The 26684-nt window shown below is 44.9% G+C and carries 32 protein-coding genes; 19 read left to right on the top strand and 13 right to left on the bottom strand.

Going from position 1 to position 26684, the window contains the following annotated elements:
* Window positions 1-11 precede the first annotated feature (11 nt).
* Window positions 12-506 (top strand): GNAT family N-acetyltransferase, encoded by a 495-nt coding sequence (locus CWO08_RS19015; protein ID WP_108020922.1) that lies wholly within the window; start codon window positions 12-14, stop codon window positions 504-506.
* 49 nt (window positions 507-555) lie between these two features.
* Here CWO08_RS19015 and CWO08_RS19010 read toward each other — a convergent pair whose 3' ends face one another.
* Both CWO08_RS19010 and rraB read right to left on the bottom strand, forming a co-directional pair.
* A complete protein-coding gene (locus CWO08_RS19010) occupies window positions 556-1350 on the bottom strand; it encodes a hypothetical protein (RefSeq protein WP_108020921.1) in 795 nt (264 codons plus the stop codon).
* A 125-nt stretch (window positions 1351-1475) separates the two neighbouring features.
* Window positions 1476-1892 carry a ribonuclease E inhibitor RraB gene (rraB, locus tag CWO08_RS19005; RefSeq protein ID WP_017058930.1) on the bottom strand — a complete coding sequence of 139 codons (417 nt, stop codon included), beginning with the start codon at window positions 1890-1892 and terminating at the stop codon, window positions 1476-1478.
* A gap of 576 nt (window positions 1893-2468) precedes the next feature.
* Here rraB and arcA point away from each other — a divergent pair.
* From arcA to CWO08_RS18980, 5 genes are all read left to right on the top strand, one after another.
* On the top strand, window positions 2469-3689 hold the full coding sequence (gene arcA, locus CWO08_RS19000; protein ID WP_048659260.1) for an arginine deiminase: 1221 nt from the start codon (window positions 2469-2471) through the stop codon (window positions 3687-3689).
* A gap of 156 nt (window positions 3690-3845) precedes the next feature.
* Entirely contained in the window at window positions 3846-4850 is a 1005-nt protein-coding gene (locus CWO08_RS18995) for an ornithine carbamoyltransferase (protein WP_102432499.1), read from the top strand.
* Window positions 4851-5095: 245 nt separating this feature from the next.
* Window positions 5096-6025: an aspartate carbamoyltransferase gene (pyrB, locus tag CWO08_RS18990; protein WP_048659262.1), complete on the top strand. Its 930-nt coding sequence runs from the start codon at window positions 5096-5098 to the stop codon at window positions 6023-6025.
* A gap of 12 nt (window positions 6026-6037) precedes the next feature.
* On the top strand, window positions 6038-6499 hold the full coding sequence (gene pyrI / locus CWO08_RS18985; RefSeq protein ID WP_017632290.1) for an aspartate carbamoyltransferase regulatory subunit: 462 nt from the start codon (window positions 6038-6040) through the stop codon (window positions 6497-6499).
* A 136-nt stretch (window positions 6500-6635) separates the two neighbouring features.
* A complete protein-coding gene (locus tag CWO08_RS18980) occupies window positions 6636-7025 on the top strand; it encodes a RidA family protein (protein WP_004738682.1) in 390 nt (129 codons plus the stop codon).
* Window positions 7026-7150: 125 nt separating this feature from the next.
* Here the strand turns inward: CWO08_RS18980 and CWO08_RS18975 are convergent, their stop codons facing one another.
* From CWO08_RS18975 to mlaF, 8 genes are all read right to left on the bottom strand, one after another.
* A complete protein-coding gene (locus tag CWO08_RS18975) occupies window positions 7151-7876 on the bottom strand; it encodes a 1-acylglycerol-3-phosphate O-acyltransferase (RefSeq protein ID WP_102432498.1) in 726 nt (241 codons plus the stop codon).
* Window positions 7877-8028: 152 nt separating this feature from the next.
* Window positions 8029-9294 (bottom strand): UDP-N-acetylglucosamine 1-carboxyvinyltransferase, encoded by a 1266-nt coding sequence (gene murA / locus CWO08_RS18970; RefSeq protein WP_017058925.1) that lies wholly within the window; start codon window positions 9292-9294, stop codon window positions 8029-8031.
* Window positions 9295-9302: 8 nt separating this feature from the next.
* A complete protein-coding gene (gene ibaG, locus CWO08_RS18965) occupies window positions 9303-9557 on the bottom strand; it encodes a BolA family iron metabolism protein IbaG (protein WP_017058924.1) in 255 nt (84 codons plus the stop codon).
* A gap of 13 nt (window positions 9558-9570) precedes the next feature.
* Window positions 9571-9879 (bottom strand): lipid asymmetry maintenance protein MlaB, encoded by a 309-nt coding sequence (locus CWO08_RS18960; protein ID WP_004735315.1) that lies wholly within the window; start codon window positions 9877-9879, stop codon window positions 9571-9573.
* The gene (locus tag CWO08_RS18955; RefSeq protein ID WP_240699569.1) at window positions 9879-10493 is read right to left on the bottom strand and encodes a phospholipid-binding protein MlaC; all 615 of its coding nucleotides are present in this window, start codon (window positions 10491-10493) and stop codon (window positions 9879-9881) included. The genes CWO08_RS18960 and CWO08_RS18955 overlap by 1 nt, the downstream gene beginning before the upstream one ends.
* A gap of 49 nt (window positions 10494-10542) precedes the next feature.
* Complete coding sequence (gene mlaD / locus CWO08_RS18950) at window positions 10543-11034, bottom strand: outer membrane lipid asymmetry maintenance protein MlaD (RefSeq protein WP_048662139.1); 492 nt, start codon at window positions 11032-11034, stop codon at window positions 10543-10545.
* A 2-nt stretch (window positions 11035-11036) separates the two neighbouring features.
* Window positions 11037-11816, bottom strand: coding sequence for a lipid asymmetry maintenance ABC transporter permease subunit MlaE (gene mlaE / locus CWO08_RS18945; RefSeq protein ID WP_017632286.1), 780 nt, complete (start codon window positions 11814-11816; stop codon window positions 11037-11039).
* 1 nt (window position 11817) lies between these two features.
* Window positions 11818-12612, bottom strand: coding sequence for a phospholipid ABC transporter ATP-binding protein MlaF (mlaF, locus tag CWO08_RS18940; protein WP_048659265.1), 795 nt, complete (start codon window positions 12610-12612; stop codon window positions 11818-11820).
* A gap of 264 nt (window positions 12613-12876) precedes the next feature.
* Here mlaF and CWO08_RS18935 point away from each other — a divergent pair, with 264 nt between their 5' ends.
* From CWO08_RS18935 to mgtE, 12 genes are all read left to right on the top strand, one after another.
* The gene (locus CWO08_RS18935) at window positions 12877-13842 is read left to right on the top strand and encodes a calcium/sodium antiporter (RefSeq protein ID WP_048659266.1); all 966 of its coding nucleotides are present in this window, start codon (window positions 12877-12879) and stop codon (window positions 13840-13842) included.
* Between the two features lie 34 nt (window positions 13843-13876).
* Complete coding sequence (kdsD, locus tag CWO08_RS18930) at window positions 13877-14848, top strand: arabinose-5-phosphate isomerase KdsD (RefSeq protein ID WP_102432495.1); 972 nt, start codon at window positions 13877-13879, stop codon at window positions 14846-14848.
* Window positions 14848-15405 (top strand): 3-deoxy-manno-octulosonate-8-phosphatase KdsC, encoded by a 558-nt coding sequence (kdsC, locus tag CWO08_RS18925; RefSeq protein ID WP_048659268.1) that lies wholly within the window; start codon window positions 14848-14850, stop codon window positions 15403-15405. Before kdsD ends, kdsC begins: the two co-directional genes overlap by 1 nt.
* Window positions 15402-15965: an LPS export ABC transporter periplasmic protein LptC gene (gene lptC / locus CWO08_RS18920; RefSeq protein ID WP_004735306.1), complete on the top strand. Its 564-nt coding sequence runs from the start codon at window positions 15402-15404 to the stop codon at window positions 15963-15965. The genes kdsC and lptC overlap by 4 nt, the downstream gene beginning before the upstream one ends.
* On the top strand, window positions 15946-16440 hold the full coding sequence (gene lptA, locus CWO08_RS18915) for a lipopolysaccharide transport periplasmic protein LptA (protein WP_004735305.1): 495 nt from the start codon (window positions 15946-15948) through the stop codon (window positions 16438-16440). The genes lptC and lptA overlap by 20 nt, the downstream gene beginning before the upstream one ends.
* Before the next feature lie 2 nt (window positions 16441-16442).
* Window positions 16443-17168 carry an LPS export ABC transporter ATP-binding protein gene (gene lptB / locus CWO08_RS18910; RefSeq protein ID WP_004735304.1) on the top strand — a complete coding sequence of 242 codons (726 nt, stop codon included), beginning with the start codon at window positions 16443-16445 and terminating at the stop codon, window positions 17166-17168.
* Window positions 17169-17222: 54 nt separating this feature from the next.
* A complete protein-coding gene (locus CWO08_RS18905; protein ID WP_019821454.1) occupies window positions 17223-18683 on the top strand; it encodes an RNA polymerase factor sigma-54 in 1461 nt (486 codons plus the stop codon).
* A gap of 62 nt (window positions 18684-18745) precedes the next feature.
* Complete coding sequence (gene hpf / locus CWO08_RS18900) at window positions 18746-19033, top strand: ribosome hibernation promoting factor (RefSeq protein WP_102478653.1); 288 nt, start codon at window positions 18746-18748, stop codon at window positions 19031-19033.
* A 1-nt stretch (window position 19034) separates the two neighbouring features.
* The gene (gene ptsN, locus CWO08_RS18895) at window positions 19035-19496 is read left to right on the top strand and encodes a PTS IIA-like nitrogen regulatory protein PtsN (RefSeq protein WP_004738707.1); all 462 of its coding nucleotides are present in this window, start codon (window positions 19035-19037) and stop codon (window positions 19494-19496) included.
* A gap of 1 nt (window position 19497) precedes the next feature.
* A complete protein-coding gene (rapZ, locus tag CWO08_RS18890; protein WP_048659269.1) occupies window positions 19498-20367 on the top strand; it encodes an RNase adapter RapZ in 870 nt (289 codons plus the stop codon).
* Between the two features lie 2 nt (window positions 20368-20369).
* Complete coding sequence (locus CWO08_RS18885) at window positions 20370-20645, top strand: HPr family phosphocarrier protein (protein WP_048659270.1); 276 nt, start codon at window positions 20370-20372, stop codon at window positions 20643-20645.
* A gap of 148 nt (window positions 20646-20793) precedes the next feature.
* On the top strand, window positions 20794-22149 hold the full coding sequence (mgtE, locus tag CWO08_RS18880) for a magnesium transporter (RefSeq protein WP_048605905.1): 1356 nt from the start codon (window positions 20794-20796) through the stop codon (window positions 22147-22149).
* Window positions 22150-22245: 96 nt separating this feature from the next.
* Here mgtE and pmbA read toward each other — a convergent pair whose 3' ends face one another.
* Window positions 22246-23589, bottom strand: a complete 1344-nt coding sequence (gene pmbA, locus CWO08_RS18875; RefSeq protein WP_048659271.1) for a metalloprotease PmbA — start codon at window positions 23587-23589, stop codon at window positions 22246-22248.
* Window positions 23590-23707: 118 nt separating this feature from the next.
* Here pmbA and yjgA point away from each other — a divergent pair, with 118 nt between their 5' ends.
* Window positions 23708-24232, top strand: coding sequence for a ribosome biogenesis factor YjgA (gene yjgA, locus CWO08_RS18870; protein ID WP_017058909.1), 525 nt, complete (start codon window positions 23708-23710; stop codon window positions 24230-24232).
* 108 nt (window positions 24233-24340) lie between these two features.
* On the opposite strand, the gene thiQ is transcribed toward yjgA, so the two are convergent.
* Together thiQ and thiP are read right to left on the bottom strand one after the other, a co-directional pair.
* Entirely contained in the window at window positions 24341-25045 is a 705-nt protein-coding gene (gene thiQ / locus CWO08_RS18865; protein ID WP_102432493.1) for a thiamine ABC transporter ATP-binding protein, read from the bottom strand.
* A gap of 10 nt (window positions 25046-25055) precedes the next feature.
* Window positions 25056-26651, bottom strand: coding sequence for a thiamine/thiamine pyrophosphate ABC transporter permease ThiP (gene thiP / locus CWO08_RS18860; RefSeq protein WP_170960880.1), 1596 nt, complete (start codon window positions 26649-26651; stop codon window positions 25056-25058).
* Between the last annotated feature and the right edge of the window lie 33 nt (window positions 26652-26684).

Genomic DNA, 26684 nt, shown 5'->3' with positions numbered 1-26684 from the left:
ATAGGTAGAGCATGGAACAAATTGCTGAGTTCACCCTTAGAGCCATTACACCGCAAGACAACCCAAGCATCGCACAAGTCATTCGCCAAGTTTCGGCTGAACATGGACTGACCGAAGATAAAGGCTATGGCGTGGCCGATCCAACACTCGATGATATGTATTCTGTCTATAGCCAAGCGAATGCAATGTACTGGGTTATCGAACACAACGGTGAGATCGTCGGAGGCGGTGGCTTTGCCCCTCTAGCAGGCAAACCCAATGTGTGTGAGCTACAAAAGATGTACTTCTTACCGCAAACTCGAGGGCATGGCCTAGCCAAGCGAATTGTCGCTTTGAGCTTAAAGCAAGCCAAACAACTTGGGTATCAACACATGTATTTAGAAACGACGGAATGCTTAGGTGCTGCGGTCAAACTCTATGAGAAACTTGGGTTTGAGCACCTTGACTCAGCTTGGGGAGAGACAGGCCACGACGCTTGTGAGGTTGTCATGGCCAAATCGTTATAAGCAGAATGTGCCGCTATAGCGAAAGAAGATAGTGCTAAAATATACGGAGTTAGCGTAAAAAGTTACTGACGCAAGAAGTTGGGTTCAAGGCAACAAAAGAACTCTCTTCTTGCCCATCAAGTACCACTTCTAACTGATATAGATGCTTAGGGTTGGGCTTCTCAAGATTAAATACCATGGGAGCTTCCACCTGAAACACAACGCCGGTATGCTCTGCGCGCACATCTATCGGCATTACGAGTGTCATGCCATTAAACTTGATGGATGCCGATATTAACCCCGGCTTTAGCGTTTGATAGATAACATCTACTTTGAACTCACAGCCACCGCCATGGTGCCAGATCTGCTCTGTGACAACTTGCTCTAGTTTGACGTTTCGAACGAACTGCAGGTATGGCGCTTGCCAAATCCCGATGCGCGAATCAGATTTAGCGACAACCTGTGAAGATACAGAATCATCCATATCCTCTTCAAGCAGCAGGCTCTCTTCTTCTTCAAGGAAAAGGATCTCAAAACGGTTTCGGCCAGACTGCATATAAGGGCGGATGTCTTTGCGATATTCAGCTTGGCTACCATCGCAATCAAACACGGCAACGCCATTCAGTCGCACTTCTGCAAAGTAATCGACACCCGCTACGACCAACTCAACGAATGGACACGCCAACATAGCATCATCAACTTCGATGTCATGCATCAGGTGCCACTCTTGCTCTGCAATTTCATTGTCACTCAAGCTACCAGGGAGCTTTGAGCTTAACGGAGCCGGAAAAGTGATGTCATCTTGTGGGATAGAGAGATCCGTCAGTGGCGAAATTTGCCAAAGACCATCGAGAAGCAACCGCATATCATTCCTTGAGCTAGATCAATTTTGACCGCATTATAATGAATGAATGCATATAAAGACATTTATTTCTCTGAGGGTAAAAAAATGCCAGCTCGAGGCTGGCATTTTTTTAAATTAGGAAAGAATTACTCTTCGCCTTCATCATCTTCGTCCGGGTAGATAGCATCTTCACCTTCGTAGTAAGTGCCCCAACCGTCGTAGATAATGTCGAACTTCTCTGCAAGGTTCACAAGCTTCTCAACTTGCTCATCGATCGCTTCTGCATTCAGAGTACATTGCATCGTTGCATCACAACAAAGTAGCTTATTGCCATCTTCGTCTTCAGTCTCTTCAGCTTCAAGCACTTCAAAGCCCATTTTGAATGCTTCAACAACCGCTTTCTCAAGCACATCGAAATCTTCAGCAAATAGGTGATGCTCGATATCGTATAGAGCTTCAGGATCGCTACCATCTTCAATTAATGCTGTAATGATGTCGCGAGTCTCTTCCTTTTGAAATTCAATTAATTCCGCTACTGATAGATATTCATCTTCGTGAGACATGTGTCTGCTCCAGAGTGTTGACTATGAAAAGATCAAATTTGATTGCCACGAAATATGGCACGGATCGTCCAGAAAAGCCACCCAGATCAGGCCTAGAAAGGTAAGTTTATCGCGAGATCGCAGAGCCAATATCAATTCAAAAGTGAAATCAAAATCACAGAAACAAATTTCCAACATTTTATTAACCGCCACGTATTTTAGCATTTCGTTTTTGTGGCCACTTTAGGGCTTATTGAATAAAACTTGCGTGATTAGTCACATTGGCTGCATACACCCAACCGCTTTTAGGGTGCATAAATCCTCAGCTTGTTATCAAAAAGTGCATAATAGTGAATAAAAAATCACGATTAATAAGCAAAATTCAATTCTAACAAGCCATGAATTGAGCATAGATCCTCAAAAACGTTGTTCCGTGCGATAGCCAGTAAATTGGAATTTAATCTGCGTAAAGTTTAAAATGGCAGATTTTATGACCAATAATTAGCCAAATACCTTGCATTAACTCAATCTGTAAAACTTGCATATTACGGACAAGCTTGTCATAAATAGACGCTGGATTAATAGTAAGGATGCAAAATGAGTAAGCTGTACGTTGGCTCCGAAGTCGGTCAATTGAGACGAGTTCTCCTAAATAGACCTGAAAGAGCACTCACCCACCTCACCCCTTCAAACTGTCATGATCTTTTATTTGATGATGTACTTGCCGTTGAAGCAGCTGGTGAAGAACATGATGCCTTTGCAGAAACGCTGCGCAGTCAAGACGTAGAAGTGCTACTGCTGCACGACCTGCTAGTAGAGACGCTTGCCGTACCTCAGGCTCGTGAGTGGTTGCTGAATACTCAAATCTCAGATTTCCGTTATGGGCCTACTTTTGCCCGTGACTTAAGAAACTACCTTGCTCAAATGGATAATGAGCATCTAGCAACGATCTTACTCGGTGGCTTGGCTTATTCTGAGCTTCCTATCAAATCATCATCGATGCTGCCTAAAATGCATCGACCACTCGATTTCGTTATCGAACCTCTGCCTAACCACCTGTTTACGCGAGATACCTCATGCTGGGTTTACGGCGGTGTATCGCTGAACCCAATGATGAAGCCTGCACGTCAACGTGAAACGAACCACCTGCGTGCTATCTACCGCTGGCATCCAGTGTTCGCCGGTCAAGATTTCATTAAGTACTTTGGTGATGAAGACCTTCACTACGACAACGCCAATATTGAAGGCGGTGACGTACTGGTTATCGGTAAAGGCGCGGTACTGGTTGGTATCTCTGAGCGTACCAAGCCACAAGGTGTCGAAAACCTAGCGGCTAGCTTGTTCCGTTCGGGTCAAGCAACCGAAGTAATTGCTATCGATTTACCAAAACACCGCTCTTGTATGCACCTTGATACGGTGATGACGCACATGGATATCGACACTTTCTCTGTCTACCCTGAGATTGTTCGCAAAGATCTAGATACTTGGCGCCTAACACCAAAAGAAAATGGTGAGATGCGTGTAGAGAAATCGGAAAACTACCTGTCAGCAATTGAAGGGGCTCTAGGCCTTGATCAGCTGAAGATCATCACGACTGGCGGTGACAACTATGAAGCTGAACGTGAACAGTGGAATGACGCTAACAACGTACTAACAGTGAAGCCAGGTACCGTGATTGGCTATGAGCGTAATGTTTACACCAATGAGAAATACGACAAAGCGGGTATCGAAGTTCTAACGATTCCTGGCAACGAGTTAGGCCGTGGTCGTGGCGGCGCACGCTGTATGAGCTGCCCTATCGAAAGAGACGGTATCTAAGTCAAAGAGCTCAGTTAAACGAACTCAATAACTTATCTAGGCCAGTATTCATTTACTGGCCTTTTTTATTAAATTAATAAAATAAATATTCACAAATATAGCATCTTTATGTTTAACTGAGTTCTTCATTGATTCTATATTCGCAAGGAGCGAGAGATGGCCTTTAATCTTCGCAATCGTAACTTTCTAAAACTTCTCGACTTTACTCCTAAAGAGATTCAGTTTTTACTCGATCTGTCTGCTGATCTAAAAAAAGCTAAGTATGCAGGAACAGAGCAGAAAAAGCTTAACGGTAAAAACATCGCTTTGATCTTTGAAAAAGCATCAACACGAACTCGATGTGCTTTTGAGGTAGCGGCCTTTGATCAAGGTGCTCAAGTCTCTTATCTAGGCCCTTCTGGTTCTCAGATTGGTCAGAAAGAATCAATGAAAGATACGGCTCGTGTATTAGGTCGTATGTACGACGGCATTGAATACCGTGGCTTTGGTCAAAGCACTGTCGAAGATCTTGGCGCATACGCTGGTGTGCCGGTTTGGAACGGCCTAACCGATGAATTCCATCCGACTCAGATCTTGGCTGATTTCCTCACTATGCTTGAGCATGGTCGCGGTAAACATCTACATCAAATCAGCTTTGCCTACCTAGGTGACGCTCGTAATAACATGGGCAACTCACTTTTAGTCGGTGCTGCGAAAATGGGTATGGATATTCGCCTTGTCGCGCCAAAAGCCTTTTGGCCAGAAGAACAGCTCGTTGAAGAGTGCCAAGCTATCGCGCAAAGTACAGGTGCTAAAATCACGTTAACCGAAGACGTTGCTGAAGGTGTTAAAGGTTGTGATTTCCTTTACACCGATGTTTGGGTCTCGATGGGCGAGGCGCCAGAAGCTTGGGACGAACGTGTTGCTGTTATGACGCCTTACCAAGTGAATATGGAAGTTATTAAGCTCACTGGTAACTCTCAAGTGAAATTCATGCACTGCTTACCTGCTTTCCACAACAATGAAACCGTAATCGGCCAGCAAGTCGCAGACAAGTATGGAATGAACGGTTTAGAAGTCACTGACGAAGTCTTTGAATCGGATTACTCAATTGTGTTTGATGAAGCTGAGAATCGCATGCACACCATCAAAGCGGTAATGGTTGCGACACTGGGCCAATAGCGAATATTGAAAGTAAACAAAAGCTTGATGTAATCGCTTGCGCTCACAAATTGAAAGCGTATAATTCTCGGCAATTTGTCTGAGAGTAGTGAAAATGACGCCAACCAATATTGTGAAAACACCAAATATTGCTCGTAAGCTAAGATGCTTACCAGGCCGTCTATTCTGCTTTTCAGCACTTTTTTAAAGCCTCCCATTATGGGGGGCTTTTTTATGGCCAATACATTATTGTGGGGAAGAAGATCATGGCGAATTCGCTCTATCAAAAGCACATCATCTCAATTCCAGAGCTTTCTCGTGAAGAGCTAGAATTAATTGTTCAAACGGCAGGTCAGCTAAAGGCTGAACCAAACCCAGAACTCATCAAGAACAAAGTTGTTGCCAGCTGCTTCTTCGAACCTTCTACGCGAACTCGCCTCTCTTTTGAAACTGCGATTCAACGCATCGGTGGTGACGTGATTGGCTTCGACAGTGGTGGTAACACTTCTTTGGCAAAGAAAGGCGAAACGCTAGCGGACTCGGTACAGGTTATCTCTTCATACGTTGACGCTTACGTAATGCGTCACCCTCAAGAAGGCGCAGCGCGTCTGGCTTCTGAGTTCTCAAACGGTGTACCAGTTATTAACGCAGGTGACGGCGCAAATCAACATCCAACACAAACGTTATTAGACCTATTCTCTATCGCCGAGACACAAGGCCGCCTAGATAACCTTAACGTGGCATTTGTTGGTGACCTTAAGTACGGCCGTACAGTTCACTCGTTGACGCAAGCGCTAGCGAAGTTCGACAACATCTGTTTCTATTTCGTGGCACCAGAAGCACTAGCGATGCCAGACTACATTTGCGAAGAGCTTGATGAAGCGGGCATCAAGTACCAACTATTGACGGACATGGAAGATGTGATTCCTGAGCTTGATGTCTTGTACATGACTCGAGTTCAAAAAGAGCGCTTCGATGAGTCAGAATACGCGCACATCAAATCAGCGTACATCCTGACCGCTTCAATGCTGGAAAATGCACGCGATAACCTGAAGGTTCTACACCCTCTTCCTCGCGTTGATGAAATTACTATCGATGTCGATAAAACACCTTACGCTTACTACTTCCAGCAAGCAGAGAATGGTGTTTACGCGCGTGAAGCATTACTAGCCCTTGTTCTTAACGAAACGCTGTAGAGGAGAGATATCATGTCTAAAGAGACTCAATTAAAAGTTGAAGCAATCAGAAACGGTACTGTTATCGACCACATCCCAGCTAACATCGGGATCAAAGTGCTAAAACTGTTCGACATGCACAACTCTCATCAGCGTGTGACGATTGGCCTAAATCTGCCGTCTTCTGCACTAGGCGGAAAAGACCTACTCAAGATTGAGAATGTGTTTATCACCGAAGAACAGGCGAGCAAGCTGGCACTTTACGCACCTCACGCGACCGTTAACCAAATCGAAGATTACGAAGTGGTTAAGAAGTTAGCATTAGAACTTCCTGAGCAAATCAACGATGTGTTCGAGTGCCCAAATACCAACTGTATTACTCACAATGAACCGGTTGAAAGCAGCTTTAAGATCTTTGAAAAGAAAGAAGATATTCGATTAAAGTGTAAGTATTGCGAAAAGGTATTCTCTCGCGAGATCGTGACAGAAAGATAACGCCATACGGCAACGCTGACCGAATGTAAAAACTATCAAATACCTCGCCTATGCGGGGTATTTTGCTCTTTACCTATCCAAAGTTTGAAGGCACACTGAAAATTGATTTTTATCTAATAACTGATGGAATAAACCAATGACTAAAGTACTTCACACAGAATCTGCTCCAGCTGCAATCGGCCCATACGTACAAGGTGTTGACCTTGGCAACATGGTACTGACTTCTGGTCAAATCCCAGTAAACCCAGCAACTGGTGAAGTATCTGCTGATATCGCAGAGCAAGCTCGCCAATCTCTAGACAACGTTAAAGCGGTTGTAGAAGCTTCAGGCCTAACTGTAAAAGACATCGTAAAGCTAACAGTATTCGTTAAAGACCTAAACGACTTCGGTACAGTAAACGAAGTTTACGGCAAGTTCTTTGATGAGCACGGTGTTGCAAACTACCCTGCACGTTCATGTGTTGAAGTAGCACGTCTGCCAAAAGATGTAGGTATTGAGATCGAAGCTATTGCGGTTCGCAAATAGGTTTTAATATCTAGAATAAACGGTTTCTAGTAAACGAATAAGGCATAATGCTGAGCGTTTATCAGATACAAAAAAGGTTGCCCAATTGGCAACCTTTTTTATTGTTCATCGTTTCGCTTAGATGATTATTTCTTATTAAGCTCAACCACTTCTTTATCTAATTCTTCAAGCTTAGCAGCCATCTGCTCACGAGCTAAGTTCGCTAGTTCACGAACATTAGACTTGTCGTAACCTTCTGTGCTGATAGGTGGCAGCATATCAACAATCACATGGCCGTTGTTCCAACGGTTTAGCTTCACGCCACCTGTTGAGCTACACACGATAGGGATAATCGGTAAGCCTGCGCCGATTGCAGCATGGAAAGCACCCGTTTTGAATGGCAATAAACCACGGCCACGAGAACGAGTCCCTTCAGGGAACATCCATACTGAAACGTCGCTCTCTTTTAGGCTTGTCACTACCTGATCAATGGTACCCACCGCTTTGCTGCGGTTAGCACGGTCGATTAGGATGTTACCCGTCAGCCAGTAAAGCTGACCAAATAGAGGCATCCACACTAGGCTTTTCTTACCAACCGTCACCACTTTAGGCGTTACCGCTGATGAAATCGTGAATAGATCCCAGCTGTTTTGGTGGTTCGCCACATAAACATGTTGGCCGCGAGAGTAGGCATCTTCTGGGATGCGAAGCTCTAACTTCATGCCGAAGATCTTCGACATGCGACCGAAATAGCGGCCAAAGGTAAATACGTGTTTTGGGTTGCGCGGGCTTAGTAAACAGTAACCACACCCAAATACAAACATAAGAATCGCAAATATCGCCACTGCGAAAATACGTAATATTGCTATCATTTTGTTCCTCACCGACCGCCAAGTTGATTCATCTATTCGCGCAAAAATGAGCAATAGGTTCACTTGCGGTAAATACAACTATAAAAAAGCCGAAACCAAGGTTCCGACTTTTATGTTTTCATCTTACTGATTCATGAATCCACTAACCTAGGTTAGTTCGACTCACTAAATCGTGTAATGTTTGCGCCTAAGGCTGACAGTTTATCTTCAATCTTATCGTAGCCACGATCGATGTGATAAATACGGTCAACGATGGTTTCGCCTTGAGCAATACAGCCAGCAATCACAAGGCTCGCAGATGCGCGAAGGTCCGTAGCCATTACTTGAGCGCCGCTCAGTTTTTCCGTCTCACCACAGATAGCCGTGTTGCCTTCGATTTCCGCTTTTGCGCCCATTCGCTGTAACTCAGGAATGTGCATAAAGCGGTTTTCAAAGATAGTCTCAGTGATAACACCACTGCCCTTCGCCATCATGTTAAGCAGAGTAAACTGTGCTTGCATATCGGTTGGGAAGCCAGGGTGAGGTGCCGTTACGATTTTCACCGCTTTCAGTTCACGACCCGTCATATCAAGGCTGATCCAGTCTTCACCCGTTTCAACCTTCGCACCCGCTTCTTCAAGCTTCGCTAAGGCAGCTTCAAGAAGATGAGCGTTGGTGTTGCGACAAACCACTTTACCGCCAGAAACAGCAGCAGCAACCAGGAAAGTGCCCGTTTCAATACGGTCAGCAACCACAGAGTGTTGGCCACCACCAAGACGCTCAACGCCTTCGATAGTAATCGTATCTGTACCTGCGCCAGAAATTTTAGCACCTAGTTTGTTTAGGAAGTCAGCCGTATCAACAATCTCAGGCTCACGCGCTGAGTTATCGAGTACTGTTGTACCTTCCGCTAGTGTTGCTGCACACATGATAGTAATCGTAGCGCCAACGCTTACTTTATCCATCACGATGTGCGCGCCTTTCAAACGGCCATCAACACTTGCTTTCACATAACCATCTTCCAACTTAATGGTCGCACCTAGTTGCTCTAGGCCATGGATATGCAAATCAACAGGGCGAGCACCAATTGCACAACCACCAGGAAGTGATACTTGGCCTTCACCAAAACGAGCGACTAGAGGACCTAAAGCCCAGATAGATGCACGCATTGTTTTTACTAAATCGTAAGGCGCACAAAACTCATTAATTTCACTGCCATCAACATGAACACTACCGTTACGTGATACTTTTGCGCCGAGACGCTTTAGTAGCTCCATCGTAGTATCGATGTCACGTAGGTGAGGAACATTACTCACTTCAACTGGCTCTTCAGCAAGAATTGAAGCAAATAAGATAGGTAGCGCTGCATTTTTTGCGCCTGAGATCGTCACTTCACCGCTTAGCGGCTTGTCCGATCCAATAACTCGAAACTTTTCCATCATAAACCTTAAAGTGACATCAGTTTCTTATCACGTTCCCACTCTTCTGGCGTGAAAGCCTTAATAGAAAGAGCATGGATGTCATTACGTTGAATGTATTCCATTAGTGGGCCGTAGATTAGTTGCTGCTTCTTAACTCGATTCATGCCGTCAAAACATGGATCAACCGCAACAACTTCGTAATGACTGCCTTCACCCTTCACGAAAATTTCCTGAAGGTTCAGTGCCTCTGCTAATAATTCTTGTACTTTTGTGCTGTCCACAAATAGCTCCTGCCTAATTTTTTATGTGTTCTGCCATCATTGGCTGGATATTGCTCAATTGGAACAACGTTCGTAATTGTTCTGGCACGAAACTGAGCATTATATGACAGTTTTGATTTTTTGCATGCTCTAATAAGTGAATTAGCATCACCATTCCTGCTGAATCGACTCGATTTATATGGCTAAGGTCAATTTCAACGCTCGATTCCGTCGTTTGCCACTTTTCCAATATACGCCAGATTGCAGGGACACTGTCTCGGTCGATATCGCCGAGCAGCTGATATTCTTTAGAGCTTAGTGCTTGCCATTGAGAATGGCTCATTATTTATTACTCTCAAAACGAATCGGTTGTGCTGCTAATTTCTCTAGCTCGTCAGCAACCTGTAAGATGCCTTCTTGACGAATCTTAGTATTCCACTCCGATTGCTTGCTCGACAACAGGCTAATCCCTTCCGCAACCATATCAAATGCCTTCCACTCGCCAGATTTTTTGTCTTTACGAAGTTTAAATTCAAGCTTGATGTTAGGTCGCGGCGAATCAATGATATCTACCTTGATACTGGTAATACGGCTGTCCGCTTTGATTTTTGGTTCAGGGCCAAACTCGATGGTTTGGTCTGAATATTGAGTCAGTACTTGCGCGTAAGAAGAAACCAAGTATTTACGGAATGAGTCGATAAATACATGGACATCTTTTCTATCCGCGCCTTTCAGATTTGGCCCTAATAACTTAAGTGCCGCATATTGTGCATTCACATAAGGCATCAACTCTTCTTCCACGATCACCTTAAGGAGTTCTGGATCTTGGTGAATGTTGTCTTGTTCGCTCTTTAAGCGCTCAAATGCCACCTCAGCGACTTGCGTCATCATTTGGTAAGGCTGCGTTTTATCAATAGTCGTATCCGCAAAAGCTTGAGTAGAAATCAACAAGGCCATTACAGCGAAAAACCATGTTTTTAAGTGACTCATCGTTTTCAACATCCTCTTATTCCTCAGCTTTATTGTCATCAGAGCCGCCAACGCTATACAGCACTTGGCCAATCAAATCTTCGAGTACCAATGCCGATTTAGTATCTTCTATAGAATCCCCATCGACCAGCATCTCTTCATCGTCAAAAATGAAGCCTGGAACCAAACTGATGTACTGCTCACCGATTAAACCTGACGTTAAAATTTGAGCACTAGAGGTATCAGGAAATTGTGAGTACTTCGAATCAATAGACAATTTAACCACCGGCAGGTAGCTCTCGGTATCAAGCTCAATACTTTGAACTCGGCCAACAACCACGCCCCCCACTTTCACCGGAGAACGAACCTTTAGGCTACCAATGTTGTCAAAGGTCGCTTTGAGATTGTAAGTATGGTTCGAACCTATGCCTTTTACGTCAGCGACTTGAAAGATCATGATTAAGATTGCGCAAATTCCGGCAATAACAAAGGTGCCGACCCATAATTCTAATTTTCGAGTTTGTTGCATGATTAATTCCCAAACATCAATGCGGTAAGAACAAAATCTAGCCCTAATACCGCTAGAGAAGAGTGCACTACTGTGCGTGTGGTTGCCTGACTGATACCTTCTGAGGTCGGTACCGCATCGTAACCATTGAAAAGTGCGATCCAAGTTACGGTGATAGCGAAGACCATACACTTGATCATGCTGTTACCAATATCTCGACCTAGCTCAACAGAAGACTGCATCGCAGACCAGAAACTACCGTGGTCAATGCCTTTCCAATCAACACCCACTAACTGACCGCCCCAAATGCCTACCGCCATAAAGATCATAGCAAGCAATGGCATTGAGATAAGCCCGGCCCAAAGTCGTGGTGCAATAATGCGTTTAAGAGGGTCAACGGCCATCATCTCAAGGCTGGAGATCTGCTCTGTAGCCTTCATCAAGCCAATCTCAGCCGTTAACGCAGAACCTGCGCGACCTGCAAACAGCAGCGCTGTCACTACAGGACCGAGCTCTCGTAACAGAGAAAGAGCGACCATCTGACCAAGGTTCCCCTCTGCGCCGTAGTCGATTAACACGACATAACCTTGCAGGCTGAGTACCATGCCAATGAACAGACCCGAAACTAAAATAATAGCCAATGACTGAACGCCAACGCTATAAAGTTGTTTTACTAATAAAGGGAAGTTTTTTAGTCTCGGGATGCCAAACAACGCCCCGAATAACATCAGGCTTGCTCGACCAAATGACTCGCAAATCGCAAGTGTACGTCTACCGACACCCGCAATAGTTTTAGCTATCATATTAAAACAAATCCTTTTCTAGACTTTGCGCAGGGAATCTAAACGGCACCGGACCATCCGCTTCACCTTGTAAGAATTGCTGCACTCTCGGATCGTCGTTGTTGTACAACTCTTCAGGCGTTCCCGCAGCAATGATTTTGCTATCTGCCATGAGGTAAACCCAATCCGCAATACTCATTACTTCTGGAACATCGTGAGAAACGACAATCGAGGTTAAGCCCAACGCTTGATTGAGGTTACGAATAAGCTCAACCAAAACACCCATGGTGATTGGGTCTTGGCCAACAAACGGTTCATCGTACATGATGAGCTCTGGATCTAAGGCAATCGCACGTGCCAACGCCGCTCGTCTCGCCATACCGCCAGACAATTCACTTGGCATTAACTGTGCTGCCCCTCGTAACCCTACCGCCTCAAGCTTAAGTAATACGATGGTACGAATGAATTTTTCATTCAGTTCAGTGTGCTCTCGCAGAGGAAACGCCACATTATCAAACACATTGAGATCCGTAAAAAGCGCACCCGATTGGAATAGCATGCTCATTTTCTTACGTGCTTGATAAAGCTTTCGACGTGATAATGCAGGGATGTTGTCGCCATCAAACCAGACTTCGCCTCCATCTGGCGGCAACTGTCCGCCAATCAAACGCAACAAGGTCGTTTTACCAATCCCTGACGGCCCCATAATTGCGGTTATCTTACCTTGAGGAACCTCTAAACTTATATCATCAAAGATAACGCGATCACCGCGTGAAAAGCTGAGGTTCTTAACTTTCACAAGCTCAGTGTTCAACATATTTTTGTTGTTTCCTTGCTTTAAAAAACGCCAATTATGGCTGCAATAATAATGAGTCTACTTTAGAATTAAAAGCACTGTTCAATTAATTCATATTAAACAGGAATCTATGCAGGAATTTGAAAGCATTAGAAAATTATCTATTGAGCTCTCTTTCTTGCCAGCTAACTGGTAATTAATTTGCCGAGTGACTTCCCTTTTATCTAGCAACAGGTCAAAATTAGCGGTTAATTCTCCGTTTTTATTAATTTTTTAGGAATCATCATGCTTGAAGCGATTGCGTTTCTTATTATCGGTCTAGGTTTTTTGGTGTGGAGTGCAGATAAGCTGGTTTACGGTGCCGCAGCTCTTGCTCGCAACTTCGGTATTTCACCACTAGTTATCGGTATGACGATCTTAGCAATGGGGTCTTCGGCTCCTGAAATGATGGTTTCTGCAACAGCAGCCCTTGATGGCAAAACAGATACAGCCGTTGGTAACGTTTTAGGTTCAAACATCGCCAACATCGCGCTGATTTTAGGTATTACAGCACTAATTAAGCCATTATCTATTAGCTCAGGCGTGATTCGTCGTGAACTACCATTAATGATCGGTGTTACTCTACTAGCGGGCGCCCTACTGTGGGATAACCATTTAGGCTTCTATGAAGGCGTGTTGTTGTTTGTTCTTTTTGCCGCGTTTTTGTTTGCTATGTTGCAAATCAGCCGCAGCGAGAAAAAGAACGGCGATGCTTTCCTTGATGAACAAGAATCAGAAATCCCAGAGGGTGTAAGCAACCCTAAAGCCGCAATGTGGGTCGTGATTGGCCTGATCATCCTGCCTTTGGCTGCTGATATGCTGGTAGATAATGCGGTAATCATCGCGAAATATTTTGGCATGAGCGATCTTGTCATAGGTCTAACTATCATTGCCGTAGGTACTAGTCTGCCTGAGCTTGCCGCATCACTTGCTGGTGTTATGAAGGGTGAAGATGATATGGCCGTGGGTAATATCATTGGCTCAAACGTATTCAACATCCTTGCTGTTATGGGTATCCCGGGCATCCTAAACCCTTCGATCTTGAGCGAGTTCGCTATGGGTCGAGACTTCTGGGTAATGCTAGGCGTATCGCTACTGCTTGTTGTTATGGCACTAGGAAAATCTCGTAGCGTGAATCGTATTGAAGGCGGCGTGTTAATTATCACGTTTGTGGCCTACCAAAGTTACCTACTAATGAACATGTCGGCTTAATTGTTGATTTAACTTCCCGTACTTGGAGTATTTGATGTCTCAGCCATTTGATTACCGCAGCGTTGCAAAACAAGTTTTGGAAACCGAAGTTGCAGGTCTCACTCAATTAGACCAATATTTTAATGATGATTTTTGTAAAGCTTGCGACCTTATCCTGAACAACAAAGGCAAAGTCGTTGTGATGGGCATGGGTAAATCAGGCCACATTGGCAACAAAATAGCAGCAACGTTAGCAAGTACCGGGACATCTGCTTTCTTTGTGCACCCAGGAGAAGCAGCGCATGGCGACTTAGGCATGATCGAACCTGGCGATATTGTGATCGCAATATCCAACTCAGGCGAATCGGGAGAAATCCTCAGCCTATTCCCTGTATTAAAGCGTCTGAACATCAAGATCATCAGCATGACAGGTAAGCCAGCATCAAACATGGCGACCTTGTCTGATATCCATTTACAAATTTCAGTACCGGAAGAAGCGTGTCCACTGGGCTTAGCACCAACAACCAGTACCACGGCGACTTTGGTTATGGGTGATGCATTAGCCGTTGCACTTTTGCAGGCTCGAGGCTTTACCGCTCAAGACTTTGCATTGTCTCATCCAGGTGGCGCTTTAGGTCGTCAACTGCTGTTAAAACTAGACGACATCATGCACACAGGAGATGCACTCCCTGTTGTTGCACCAAATGCGCTAGTACGAGATGCTCTGTTAGAGATATCTCAAAAAGGCTTGGGCATGACAGCCATCGTTGGTGAAGATGGCCAAATGGCCGGTATTTTTACCGATGGTGATTTACGCCGAATCCTAGACAAGCGCGTTGATATTCATAACACGCAGATCGGCGACGTAATGACACTTAACCCAACTGTAGCAGAACCAAACATGCTCGCAGTAGAGGGATTAAACTTGATGCAAGCTAAAAGCATCAATGGCCTGATGTTGTGCCATGAAGGTAAGCTGGTTGGAGCCTTAAACATGCATGACTTACTGAAAGCAGGAGTAATGTAATGACACAGACAGTCGAAACCTTATACGGCACAGTAGATGCTGATGTATTCGCAGTAGCAAAAGAGATCAAACTACTAATTTGCGATGTCGATGGTGTATTCTCTGATGGTCGCATCTACATGGGCAACAACGGTGAAGAGCTGAAGACCTTTCACACTCGTGACGGTTACGGCATTAAATCACTGATGAACGCGGGTATTGAAATCGCGATCATCACTGGTCGTAAATCTCAAATTGTTGAGAATCGAATGACTGCTCTAGGCATCAAGCTGATTTATCAAGGCCAAGACGATAAAGTTAAGGCATACCAGGATATTTGCGATAAGCTTTCTGTAAATCCTGAAAACACAGGTTACATCGGCGACGATCTGATCGACTGGCCTGTGATGGAAAAAGTTGGCTTGAAGGTCTGTGTAGCAGATGGTCACCCGCTACTTGCAAAGCGAGCAAACTACGTGACAACCATTAACGGTGGTCATGGTGCGGTACGTGAAGTTTGCGACCTTATTTTACAAGCAAGAAATGAACTCGACGTGCATAAAGGTTTAAGCATATGAGTTTTACTCGTATTATCTATTTAATACTAATATTTATTGCCTCTTGGTCGACCTATTATCTGTACGACAAAGAGCAAACATCAACGATACAAGTAGCTCCAAATTTGGAGCTGCCCGCGTTTAGTGGCAAAAGCCTAAACAACATTAGCTATGACGAAAGCGGTATTCGTAGCTATCAGGTTGAATCGACGTATTTAGAACATTACTCAGTGGTTGGCGATACGCACTTTCAAAACCCGGTTCTTTCGGTATTCCGAGAAGGACACACGATTGAATGGCAAGTCACCGCTGATCGCGCGATTATGGATGAGAATCAAGTTGTCACTTTTTATGACAACGTCGTGGCAAAGAACCTATTGCCAGAAGCCAGCTTCGATACAATGACTACAGATAAAATGGTTGTTGAGCTGCCTAGCCGAGATTTTTATTCAGAGACTCCGGTCCATATGATCGGTACATTTTTTGAAACTGAGGGACAAGCAATGAAAGGTAACTTCGGTACCAACAATGCAACCCTCTTTAATTCTGTTCAAGGTAGATATGAAACTCTTACACCTTAGTTTATTCGCTTTGACCCTTGCGGCACCAAATGTCTATGCCCTTTCTTCGGATAGCGAGCAACCTGTCTACATTGACTCAGACAGCCAGCAATTGGATATGAAAAGTAATCAAGTAACCTTTCTTGGTGATGTAAACCTTAAACAAGGCAGCATCAATATCAATGCCGATAAGGTTATTGTTACCCGCAACGCCGTAAACGGCGAGATTGAAGAAATTCAAGGCTTCGGTAAGCCAGCAACCTTCTCTCAGCTTACTGACGATGGTAAGACACTCTACGGTGAAGCTGACGACCTGCATTACCAGCTTGTTGCCGACAAACTGATCATGACCAAGAATGCGATGCTATCTCAAGACGGCAGTATCATTCGCGGCTCTAAGATCACTTACCAGATCGGTTCTCAGAAATTAGTCGCTGACAGTGGTGAAAACAAACGAGTGTCAACGGTTTTACAACCAACGGAAGTGAATAAGTAACGATGGCTGTTCTTAAAGCAAAAAACCTAGCGAAAACCTACAGCAAGCGCAAAGTTGTTACCGATGTAAGCTTGCAGGTAGAGTCAGGCCAGATCGTTGGTCTGCTTGGGCCTAACGGTGCAGGTAAAACCACGTCTTTCTATATGATTGTTGGTCTGGTTGCGCGTGATGAGGGCACCATCAGCATTGATGACCGAGACATCAGTATCTTGCCAATGCACAGTCGCTCTCGTCTTGGTATCGGTTATCTGCCACAAGAAGCATCGATTTTCCGTAAGTTGTCAGTTGAGAACAACATCATGGCGGTATTACAAACCCGTGATGAGATGACCAATGAACAGCGTCAAGATAAGTTGGAAGACCTGCTTGAAGAATTCCACATCCAACATATCCGCACCAGTAATGGTATGGCTCTGTCGGGTGGTGAGCGTCGTCGTGTTGAGATTGCTCGCGCACTAGCAGCAAACCCGCAGTTCATTCTTCTGGATGAACCGTTCGCTGGTGTTGACCCGATCTCGGTTATCGATATCAAAAAAATCATTGTTCACCTACGCGATCGTGGCTTGGGCGTTTTGATTACCGACCACAACGTTCGTGAAACACTAGACGTATGTGAAAAAGCTTACATCGTAAGCCAAGGACACCTAATCGCTGAAGGTACTCCTGAAGATGTTCTCAATAACGAACAAGTTAAACAAGTTTATCTAGGCGAACAATTCCGTCTATGATTATATAGAGAGTATCGAGAGTTCTAAGAATAATAACTAGGTAAGTCACACTGAATGAAACCCTCATTACAACTTAAGCTAGGCCAACAGTTAGCAATGACTCCTCAATTGCAGCAAGCGATTCGTTTGTTGCAATTGTCTACTTTAGATTTGCAACAAGAGATTCAAGAAGCACTTGAATCTAACCCACTACTCGATGTCGAAGAAGGCAATGAAGACACGCCAACATCGGAAGAAAAACCTAGCAGTGACGAAAAAGAAACCGTTGAAGCCACAGAGCAAGACTTACCTGATAGTTCAGACTTAATCGAAAAATCAGAGATTGGCAACGAACTAGAAATCGACACAACTTGGGAAGACGTCTACAGCGCAAACACCGGTAATACAGGTATTGCAGTTGATGACGACATGCCTGTTTACCAAGGTGAAACCACTCAAAGCCTGCACGATTACCTACTTTGGCAACTCGATCTAACACCATTCACTGACACCGACCGAAGCATAGCTTTCGCGTTGATTGATGCCATCGATGACTATGGCTACCTCACTGTAACTTGTGAAGACATCCTTGAAAACTTCGACAATGAAGAGATCGAGCTTGATGAAATTGAAGCCGTACGTAAACGAATTCAACAATTTGACCCGCTAGGTGTCGGGTCAATCAATCTGCAAGATTGCTTATTACTGCAACTGGCAACCTTCCCTCAAGATACTCCTTGGCTCAACGAAGCTAAGTTAGTACTTACTAGCCATATTGACCAACTTGGTAACCGTGATTACAAATTGGTTATCAAAGAGACCAAGTTGAAAGAAGCAGAACTACGTGAAGTTTTGCAGCTTATTCAACAGCTGGACCCTCGCCCTGGCAGTAAGATTACTCCGGATGAAACTGAGTATGTGGTCCCGGATGTATCTGTCTTCAAAGACCTTGGCAAATGGTTAGTGACCATTAACCCTGATAGCGTGCCTAAACTGAAAGTGAATCAGCAGTACGCTGATCTGGGTAGTAAAGGCAACAGCGCCGACAATCAATACATCCGCTCAAATTTGCAAGAAGCAAAGTGGCTAATTAAAAGCCTAGAGAGTCGAAATGAGACGCTACTCAAAGTTGCGCGATGCATTGTTGAACATCAACGTGATTTCTTCGAACATGGCGAAGAAGCGATGAAGCCAATGGTTCTGAATGATGTTGCGTTAGCTGTTGATATGCACGAATCCACGATCTCTCGTGTGACGACTCAAAAATTCATGCATACACCACGTGGAATCTTCGAACTCAAATACTTTTTCTCAAGCCATGTCAGCACTGACAATGGCGGTGAATGTTCATCGACAGCAATTCGCGCACTCATTAAGAAGCTTGTCGCAGCAGAAAACACCGCGAAACCTCTAAGTGATAGCAAGATTGCTGCTTTACTGGCTGACCAAGGAATTCAGGTAGCTAGACGTACGATAGCGAAATACCGTGAGTCTCTGGGCATTGCCCCTTCGAGTCAGCGTAAACGCCTGCTATAAGCTCATTTAGTCGCTAGTTACTTAGCAACTATGATCAGGCAACCAACTGAAAAGGAAAGTCTATGCAAATCAATATTCAAGGCCATCACGTTGATCTTACCGATTCAATGCAAGACTATGTTCACACCAAATTCGACAAACTTGAGCGCTTCTTTGATCATATCAATAGCGTTCAGGTTGTTTTAAAAGTTGAGAAAATCAATCACATCGCAGAAGCTACCCTGCATATAAATCAGGGGGAAATCCATGCGACAGCAACAGATGAAAGCATGTATGCCGCGATTGATTCATTGGTTGATAAACTCGTCCGCCAACTCAACAAGCACAAAGAAAAGCTAAGTAGTCACTAACATGCAATTAAGCGAAGTACTTTCATTGGACTGCACCAAAAGTGCAGTCCAATGCACAAGCAAAAAAAGAGCCCTTGAGCTCATCAGTCAGATCGCAGCAGAAAGCTGTGGTCAAGATTCAACAGAACTGTTTGAGTGCATGTTGAGCCGTGAAAAAATGGGCAGTACAGGCATTGGTAATGGCATTGCTATTCCCCACGCTCGTATGAATGTCAGTGATAAAGCGATTGCTGTATTACTGCAATGCCAAGATCCCATCGAATTTGATGCGATTGATAATCGTCCTGTCGACCTACTATTTGCCCTGCTTGTTCCAAGTGAACAATGTAAGGAGCATCTAAAAACCCTTTCTTGTATGGCAGAGCGACTAAACGATAAGCAGACTCTGAAACAGTTGCGTAACGCTCAAAGCGATCAAGAGCTTTACGACATCATGATTCAAGTGCCAACTTGCGAGCAATAACATGCGGTTAATCGTTGTTAGTGGCCAATCTGGGGCCGGTAAAAGTGTTGCGCTACGAGTCCTTGAAGACTTGGGGTATTACTGCGTCGATAACCTGCCAGTAAACCTGCTCAACGACTTTGTCGAATCGGTACGTGAGATCAATCAAAACGTCGCGGTTAGCATTGATATTCGTAACCTACCGAAAGAGCCTCAGCTAGTAACAGAAATGCTAGAGCAGCTAGAGTCTGCAACCAACATTGATGTGAACGTCTTGTTCCTCGATGCAAGCAAGCAGACGTTACTCAAGCGCTACAGCGAAACACGCAGAATCCACCCGTTATCGATCGGCCAAGAAAAATTATCTCTTGAGCAAGCGATTGATTTGGAAAAGACACTCCTAACACCTCTCGCAGAGCAAGCCTGCATTGTGATTGATAGTAGTGACTGCAACCTCTACGAATTGAGCGAAAAGGTTCGATTTAAAGTTGAAGGCAAAGAGAAGCAAGAGCTAATCATTGTCTTTCAATCTTTCGGTTTTAAATACGGCCTACCAAGTGATGCCGACTATGTGTTCGACGTTCGCTTTTTGCCGAACCCTCACTGGGAACCAGCACTACGGCCTTTAACAGGTCTTGATGCTCCAATTCACTCTTTTCTAGAAAAACACGCAGAAGTTCTTGAGCTCAAGCAACAGATCCAAGGCTTTGTTGAACAGTGGTTGCCAATGTTGGAGAAGAATAATCGCAGTTACCTAACGGTCGCGATTGGTTGTACTGGCGGTAAACACCGCTCGGTTTATCTAACTCAAAAAATTGGTGAGTACTTCGATCAACTAGGTCATCAAGTTCAAATCAGACACGCCTCCCTAGAGAAGCACCAACAGGGCTAACCATGGAATTAACTCGAACTGTACTGATCCAAAATCGCTTGGGTCTTCACGCTAGAGCAGCCGTAAAATTGGTTGAGCTTGCCCAAAGCTTTGATGCAACCATCACTATCCATAGCGAAGAAGATAAAATCGCAACTGCAGACAGTGTGATGGGGCTACTTATGCTGGAATCAGCGCAAGGGCAACATATTACTATTCAAGCTGCAGGCACCGATTCACAGCAAGCGCTTGATGCCGTCTGTCATCTCATTGAAGACAAGTTTGATGAGGGTGAGTAGCGAAAACGCTTCACTTACAACACATAAGACTCAAACAGTGAACCAACCAATATTAAATCTTAGTTCTATCTAAGTTTATGATTTAAATAAGCCCCAGAATTAAGTTACTATTCCAAACATTGTTAGAATAATGAGATAGGAGGAAAATATGGCAGAGCAATTAGAATTCGACCAAGCTCACCAAACCCTCCAAGAAGTCAGCGAAGCCCTAGAAAACGGCCGATTTGTTCACGTACGCCGACAACTTCAGGACATGGAACCTGAGGATATTGCACACCTTTTAGAAGCCTCCCCTCGCAAAAGTCGTGACGTACTCTGGCAACTCACCGACCCTGAAGACTACGGTGAAATTCTTGATGAACTAAACGAAGACGTCAAAGATGCTCTTGTGTCAAAAATGGCACCGGAGACCTTAGCAGAAGCAACCGAAGGTATGGAAACCGATGACGTCGCGTACGTACTTCGAAGCCTACCCGACGATGTTTCTCGCGAAGTCCTTTCTCAAATGGACTCTGTTGATCGTGCATTAGTTGAAACCGCCCTGTCGTACCCTGAAGATTCAGCGGGTGCGATCATGAATACCGACGTAATCACGATTCGTGGTGATGTCGATGTTGACGTTGTATTGCGTTACATGCGTATGCGTGGCGAACTGCCCGATGCAACTGACGCTCTGTATGTTATTGATGAAGAAGAACGTCTTATCGGCAACCTATCGCTTACCACACTAGTAACGACTCAGCCTGATGTGGCAGTTTCCGAAGTGATGGAGGATGCCGACGAAGCGATCGCGGTTGAAACCAGCGCTTCAGATATTGCGAGCCTGTTCGAACGTCGTAATTGGGTTTCAGCGCCAGTAGTCGATAGCAATCAACACCTTGTTGGTCGTATCACCATCGATGACGTGGTTGATGTTATCCGTGAAGATGCTGAACACTCAATGATGAGTATGGCGGGTATGGACGATGACGAAGATACCTTCGCACCAGTCGTAAAATCCGCTCGTCGTCGTAGTGTGTGGCTTGGTGCTAACGTACTCGCGGCACTTGCTGCAGCATCGGTATCGAATATGTTTGAAGCAACGCTCGACCAAATGGCAGCGATAGCAGTACTGATGACTATCGTACCTTCAATGGGTGGTGTTGCGGGCAACCAAACCGTTGCTTTAGTGATTCGTGGTTTGGCACTCGGTCATATCGGTGACAGTAACAAACGCGAACTGTTACTCAAAGAGGCGGCAATCGGCTTCCTAAACGGCGTTCTATGGGCCGTTATCATTGGCGGTATCGTGGTCGCTTGGAAAGGTAACTGGATACTGGGAGGCATAATCTCAGCAGCGATGATGACCAACTTGATAGTGGCTGGTATTGCCGGTGTAACCATCCCGGTGATGCTGAAGAAAATGAATATCGATCCAGCCCTTGCTGGCGGTATGGCACTGACCACCGTAACCGATGTTATTGGCCTATCTGTGTTCTTAGGCTTAGCCACCATACTGATCTAGTTAGCAGAAGCAGCTAGCCAATTTTTGGCGACATACAGAAAACAAAAAGGGAGCCATTGGCTCCCTTTTTTAATTCATCAATTAGTGTTAATTGAATTACTCACCTGCGACTTTCATTGACTCAAGCAAGATAGAACCCGTTTGAATCTGAGAACGTGTTTCTACGTCGTTACCGACTGCAACAATCTGAGTAAACATGTCTTTTAGGTTACCCGCAATCGTCACTTCCGATACTGGGTATTGGATCTCTCCGTTCTCAACCCAGAAACCTGCAGCGCCACGTGAATAATCACCCGTTACGGTGTTTACGCCTTGGCCCATCACTTCAGTGACTAGGAAGCCAGTCCCTAACTCTTTTAGCATCTGCTCAAAGTTTTGGCCGGTCGATTTAACAAACCAGTTATGAATACCACCCGCATGGCCTGTTGGTGTCATGTCCATTTTACGTGCGGCATAGCTAGTTAGTAAGTAAGTAGCTAGCACACCGTCAGTGATGATTTCACGATCTTGAGTGAACACACCTTCGCTATCAAACGGGCTTGAAGCCAAACCTCGCAGGATATGTGGTCGCTCAGAAATATTAAACCAGTCCGGTAGGATTTTCTGACCTAGATGATCCAATAGGAATGACGACTTGCGGTAAAGGTTACCGCCACTGATCGCCATCACAAGGTGACCGATCAGGCCAGTAGCTACATCGTTAGCAAACATAATTGGGTATTGGCCTGTTGGTAGCTTTTTCGCATCCAAACGGCTAATGGTCTTTTCTGCTGCTTCTTGACCTACGCGCTCAGGCGTCCATAGCTCATCGCGGTGACGTGCAACGGTGTAGCTGTAATCTCGTTCCATTTCACCGTTAGCGCCTTCTCCAATCACACAGCAGCTCGTGCTATGGCGACTTGAAGCGTAGCTTGCTAGTAAGCCATGGCTGTTACCATAAACCTTAACGCCATAATGGCTGTCGTAGCTTGCGCCATCACTCTGCTTAATCTTGTCGCTATAAGCTAACGCTTGCTTCTCAGCAGCAATCGCAATTTCAGCAGCATAATCAGGGTTTGGTTCATCAGGGTGGAAAAGATCCAAGTCTGGAATTTCTTTTACCATGTATTCTTTTGCTGCAGGACCTGCAAATGGGTCTTCAGAAGTGTACTGAGCGATATCAAGCGCAGCCGCTACTGTTTGAGCAATGGCCTTTTCACTCAGATCAGATGTAGATGCGCTGCCTTTTTTCTGGCCGCGATAAACAGTAATACCTAGCGCACCATCACTATTAAATTCAACGTTTTCCACTTCACACATACGTGTTGAAACACTTAAACCCGTTGACTTAGTAATAGCGACCTCAGCTGCGTCTGCACTCACTGATGCCATATCCAACGCTTTAGCTACTGCGGCTTCTAGCTCAACTCTTTGCTGGGCGACTTGCTGTTTTACATCCATATCTATTCTAATTTTTTAGGTCAATATTACGTAGGATAACAAGAATTTCGCTTTCTCCCCAAGATTCTTGCTAAAATAGGCAATATATTCGTTTGAGATAGTGACATAGGCAGAAAAGATGGCTCGCAAAAACCAAAAAGCCCCATGGGAACCAGAAGAAGAAATCATCTGGGTAAGTAAGACAGAAATGAAAACGGACATGGATGCCCTGCAAAAGCTGGGAGAAGAGCTTGTTGGTCTAAAGCCTTCTGTATTAGACAAATTTCCGCTGTCTGAAGATTTGGCACAAGCGATTAAAGATGCACAACGCTTTAAAAATGAAGCGAAGCGTCGTCAACTTCAATACATTGGTAAAGTAATGCGCAATGTCGATCCTGAGCCAATTCAAGCGGCTTTGGATAAAGTACGCAACAAACACTCACAAGCAACAGCTGAGCTACATAAGCTTGAGCAACTGCGTGATCGTGTTGTTGCTGAAGGTGATGCGGCTATTTCAGAAGTCATGGAAATGTACCCTGAAGCAGACCGTCAGCGTCTTCGTCAGCTAGCTCGCCAGGCTAACAAAGAGAAATCTGCGAACAAGCCTGCAAAGTCTTCTCGTGAAATTTTCCAAATCTTAAAAGAGCTAAAGCTAGAAGACTAATCGTTATCTCGCTTTACTTATAGAGTGAATAAAAGACCTAGCGCATGCTAGGTCTTTTTGTTTTCTACGTACTCAATATTAAAGATATCCAACAAAAGTGATGAATCGTCACTCACCCGCTTTAACAAATGAGCTTAATTCTGGCTGTGGATGCTCCGCCGTCAGTACCTCTATCGAGTCTTCAACCAAAACCTTACCTAGCGCCACAAAAACAAACTTATTTGCAATGCTGCGTGCATCTCCTAAATGGTGTGTCACCATCAAGACGGTAATATTGCGCTCTGCCGCTAATCGCTTTACCAAGCTCAGCATCTCTTCCCGCAGCACAGGGTCAAGCGCAGAAAAAGGTTCATCAAGCAGCCAAATGTCGTGTGGTTGAACAAAACAACGCGCTAGTGCGACACGCTGGCGTTGACCGCCTGATAAGTGCTCAGGCAATCTATCCAAATACTCAGCAACACCCACTTGTGCTGCGGCTTGTTCCACAGATTGCTTTTGGGTTACGGTAAGCTTTAACCCTGGATGTAAGCCTAATCCAATATTTTCACGCACCGTGAGGTGAGAAAATAGGTTGTGTTCTTGGAACAACATCGCCAATGGGCGCTGATGTGCTTCTTTGCCAATAAGCGACTGGCCAGCCACTGAGATCTCACCCGATGTAGGCTCGATAAACCCAGCAACCAATGCGAGTAGCGTTGATTTACCCGCACCACTTGGCCCCATCAGAGCAACAATATCACCCTGCTCGGCTTGGAAATCAAAACTAAACAACTCTTGGTGATAGTGGTAATCCACATCTTTCATCACTAACATCATCGGTTCCTTAACTCTTTAGCTTTGAGCTTCGAGTAAACAAAAATTCAATCAGGCTAAAACTGCCCACACTCAACAACAGTAAACTCACTGACACCACAGCCGCCGCTTCCATTTGATAGCTGCCTAACAATTGGAATAGATACAAAGGCAGAGTTCTAAAATCTTGGCTACCAAACAAGGCAATCGCACTTAAGTCGCCCATCGCCAGCATAAAGCTGATTGAGAATGCTTGTGCCATAGGTTTACGTAATGCGCGCCACTCCACCAACCTAAAGCGAGTGAACCCTGTCATTCCTAAGCTTGCACACACATACTGGTACTGCTGAGACAAATGCAGCATAGGTTGAGCTAAGGTTTTAATTACGTAAGGCAGCGCCATCAAACTGTTTACGGCAATCACAATAAAGAAAGCTAAGCTGAACACATCGGTAAATGAACGTAGCAATAAGAAGAGGCCAGTACTAATCACCAAGCCCGGTGTCACCAAAATAATAGTGCCAATCAGCTCAATCTTATCCGCTCTAAAGTTCTTGTTCTGCAAACGCCATGCGCGACTGGTTAGAAGGATCGTGATACCAATACCAACAGCGATGATACTTGCGAGGGCAGCAACACGAACCGAGGTCATTAACGCAGCCCAAAATGGCTCGCTGCTCAGTACAGTGAGCGCCTGAGAGTTAATACCACTTAAAATAACCATCGCTAAGGGCGGCAATACCAGCATTGAGACTATGATGATCCAAAAGCTATCCCAAGCTTTTGACCACCAGCTGTCCTTGACCAAATACTTCTCTTCCGACAGCTGACTAGCCGTCACAGATATAGGCTTAGACAAACGCTGAATACTCACAGCTAATACGCCACACAACAGCATTTGCCATATCGCGAGCAACGCGCCAGCTTGCAGGTCAAAGTCGAATTTGATTGCTTGATAGATGGCTAGCTCAATGGTGGTTGATTTCGGACCACCACCCAACGCCATCACGGTAGCAAAGCTGGTGAAACACAACATGAAGACTAAGCCACACACATGAGGCAATTGCTGTCTTAGCCTCGGCCATTCAACCCATTTAAATTTATTCCAATGGCTCATGCCTAAGTGAGCACAGAGTTTATGCTGCTCGGCAGGCACGGTATCTAACGCTTGCAGAAGTAAACGGCTGGCATAAGGCAGGTTGAAGAAAACGTGCGCCAACAAAATACCATTCAAGCCATAAATCGAGAATGGTAGCTCAATGTCGAAGTTCGCTAAGAACTTAGCTAACCAACCACTGTTGCCGTAAATCGCCAGCAAGCCAAATACTCCGACCAACACAGGCAGAACCAAGGTCGACGCGAACAACCTTAATAACAAGGCTCGTCCAAAAAATTGTCTACGACACAAAGCATGCGCAATAGGTATAGCAAAACCAACACTCAGCACTGTTGAGAATGTCGCTTGATAAAAGCTGAATTTCGTTACATGCCAATAGTAAGGATCTGACCATACTTGGCTGATATCAAGAGAAGGGGCATTGCTAAGCAATGCCCCAACTGCTGAAACCACGAAGGCGGTAATGAGTATCGCAACCCAGATCCCGACCTTAGGTGTTTTCTTTATCATAGATTGATTTTTACCGTAAATGGCTCACTCAAT

The organism is Vibrio sp. 10N.286.48.B8 (assembly GCF_003050085.1).
GTDB classification, from domain to species: Bacteria; Pseudomonadota; Gammaproteobacteria; order Enterobacterales; family Vibrionaceae; genus Vibrio; species Vibrio crassostreae.
The sequence above is the reverse complement of the archived record's forward strand: the minus strand, read 5'-3'. Positions and strand labels throughout refer to the sequence as shown.

Bases quoted from the DNA above. Each gene is read 5' to 3' on its own strand.
- CWO08_RS19015 (WP_108020922.1), top strand. From the start codon at position 12: ATGGAACAAATTGCTGAGTTCACCCTTAGAGCCATTACACCGCAAGAC.
- CWO08_RS19010 (WP_108020921.1), bottom strand. From the start codon at position 1,350: ATGCGGTTGCTTCTCGATGGTCTTTGGCAAATTTCGCCACTGACGGAT.
- rraB (WP_017058930.1), bottom strand. From the start codon at position 1,892: ATGTCTCACGAAGATGAATATCTATCAGTAGCGGAATTAATTGAATTT.
- arcA (WP_048659260.1), top strand. From the start codon at position 2,469: ATGAGTAAGCTGTACGTTGGCTCCGAAGTCGGTCAATTGAGACGAGTT.
- CWO08_RS18995 (WP_102432499.1), top strand. From the start codon at position 3,846: ATGGCCTTTAATCTTCGCAATCGTAACTTTCTAAAACTTCTCGACTTT.
- pyrB (WP_048659262.1), top strand. From the start codon at position 5,096: ATGGCGAATTCGCTCTATCAAAAGCACATCATCTCAATTCCAGAGCTT.
- pyrI (WP_017632290.1), top strand. From the start codon at position 6,038: ATGTCTAAAGAGACTCAATTAAAAGTTGAAGCAATCAGAAACGGTACT.
- CWO08_RS18980 (WP_004738682.1), top strand. From the start codon at position 6,636: ATGACTAAAGTACTTCACACAGAATCTGCTCCAGCTGCAATCGGCCCA.
- CWO08_RS18975 (WP_102432498.1), bottom strand. From the start codon at position 7,876: ATGATAGCAATATTACGTATTTTCGCAGTGGCGATATTTGCGATTCTT.
- murA (WP_017058925.1), bottom strand. From the start codon at position 9,294: ATGGAAAAGTTTCGAGTTATTGGATCGGACAAGCCGCTAAGCGGTGAA.
- CWO08_RS18960 (WP_004735315.1), bottom strand. From the start codon at position 9,879: ATGAGCCATTCTCAATGGCAAGCACTAAGCTCTAAAGAATATCAGCTG.
- CWO08_RS18955 (WP_240699569.1), bottom strand. From the start codon at position 10,493: ATGGCCTTGTTGATTTCTACTCAAGCTTTTGCGGATACGACTATTGAT.
- mlaD (WP_048662139.1), bottom strand. From the start codon at position 11,034: ATGCAACAAACTCGAAAATTAGAATTATGGGTCGGCACCTTTGTTATT.
- mlaE (WP_017632286.1), bottom strand. From the start codon at position 11,816: ATGATAGCTAAAACTATTGCGGGTGTCGGTAGACGTACACTTGCGATT.
- mlaF (WP_048659265.1), bottom strand. From the start codon at position 12,612: ATGTTGAACACTGAGCTTGTGAAAGTTAAGAACCTCAGCTTTTCACGC.
- CWO08_RS18935 (WP_048659266.1), top strand. From the start codon at position 12,877: ATGCTTGAAGCGATTGCGTTTCTTATTATCGGTCTAGGTTTTTTGGTG.
- kdsD (WP_102432495.1), top strand. From the start codon at position 13,877: ATGTCTCAGCCATTTGATTACCGCAGCGTTGCAAAACAAGTTTTGGAA.
- kdsC (WP_048659268.1), top strand. From the start codon at position 14,848: ATGACACAGACAGTCGAAACCTTATACGGCACAGTAGATGCTGATGTA.
- lptC (WP_004735306.1), top strand. From the start codon at position 15,402: ATGAGTTTTACTCGTATTATCTATTTAATACTAATATTTATTGCCTCT.
- lptA (WP_004735305.1), top strand. From the start codon at position 15,946: ATGAAACTCTTACACCTTAGTTTATTCGCTTTGACCCTTGCGGCACCA.
- lptB (WP_004735304.1), top strand. From the start codon at position 16,443: ATGGCTGTTCTTAAAGCAAAAAACCTAGCGAAAACCTACAGCAAGCGC.
- CWO08_RS18905 (WP_019821454.1), top strand. From the start codon at position 17,223: ATGAAACCCTCATTACAACTTAAGCTAGGCCAACAGTTAGCAATGACT.
- hpf (WP_102478653.1), top strand. From the start codon at position 18,746: ATGCAAATCAATATTCAAGGCCATCACGTTGATCTTACCGATTCAATG.
- ptsN (WP_004738707.1), top strand. From the start codon at position 19,035: ATGCAATTAAGCGAAGTACTTTCATTGGACTGCACCAAAAGTGCAGTC.
- rapZ (WP_048659269.1), top strand. From the start codon at position 19,498: ATGCGGTTAATCGTTGTTAGTGGCCAATCTGGGGCCGGTAAAAGTGTT.
- CWO08_RS18885 (WP_048659270.1), top strand. From the start codon at position 20,370: ATGGAATTAACTCGAACTGTACTGATCCAAAATCGCTTGGGTCTTCAC.
- mgtE (WP_048605905.1), top strand. From the start codon at position 20,794: ATGGCAGAGCAATTAGAATTCGACCAAGCTCACCAAACCCTCCAAGAA.
- pmbA (WP_048659271.1), bottom strand. From the start codon at position 23,589: ATGGATGTAAAACAGCAAGTCGCCCAGCAAAGAGTTGAGCTAGAAGCC.
- yjgA (WP_017058909.1), top strand. From the start codon at position 23,708: ATGGCTCGCAAAAACCAAAAAGCCCCATGGGAACCAGAAGAAGAAATC.
- thiQ (WP_102432493.1), bottom strand. From the start codon at position 25,045: ATGTTAGTGATGAAAGATGTGGATTACCACTATCACCAAGAGTTGTTT.
- thiP (WP_170960880.1), bottom strand. From the start codon at position 26,651: ATGATAAAGAAAACACCTAAGGTCGGGATCTGGGTTGCGATACTCATT.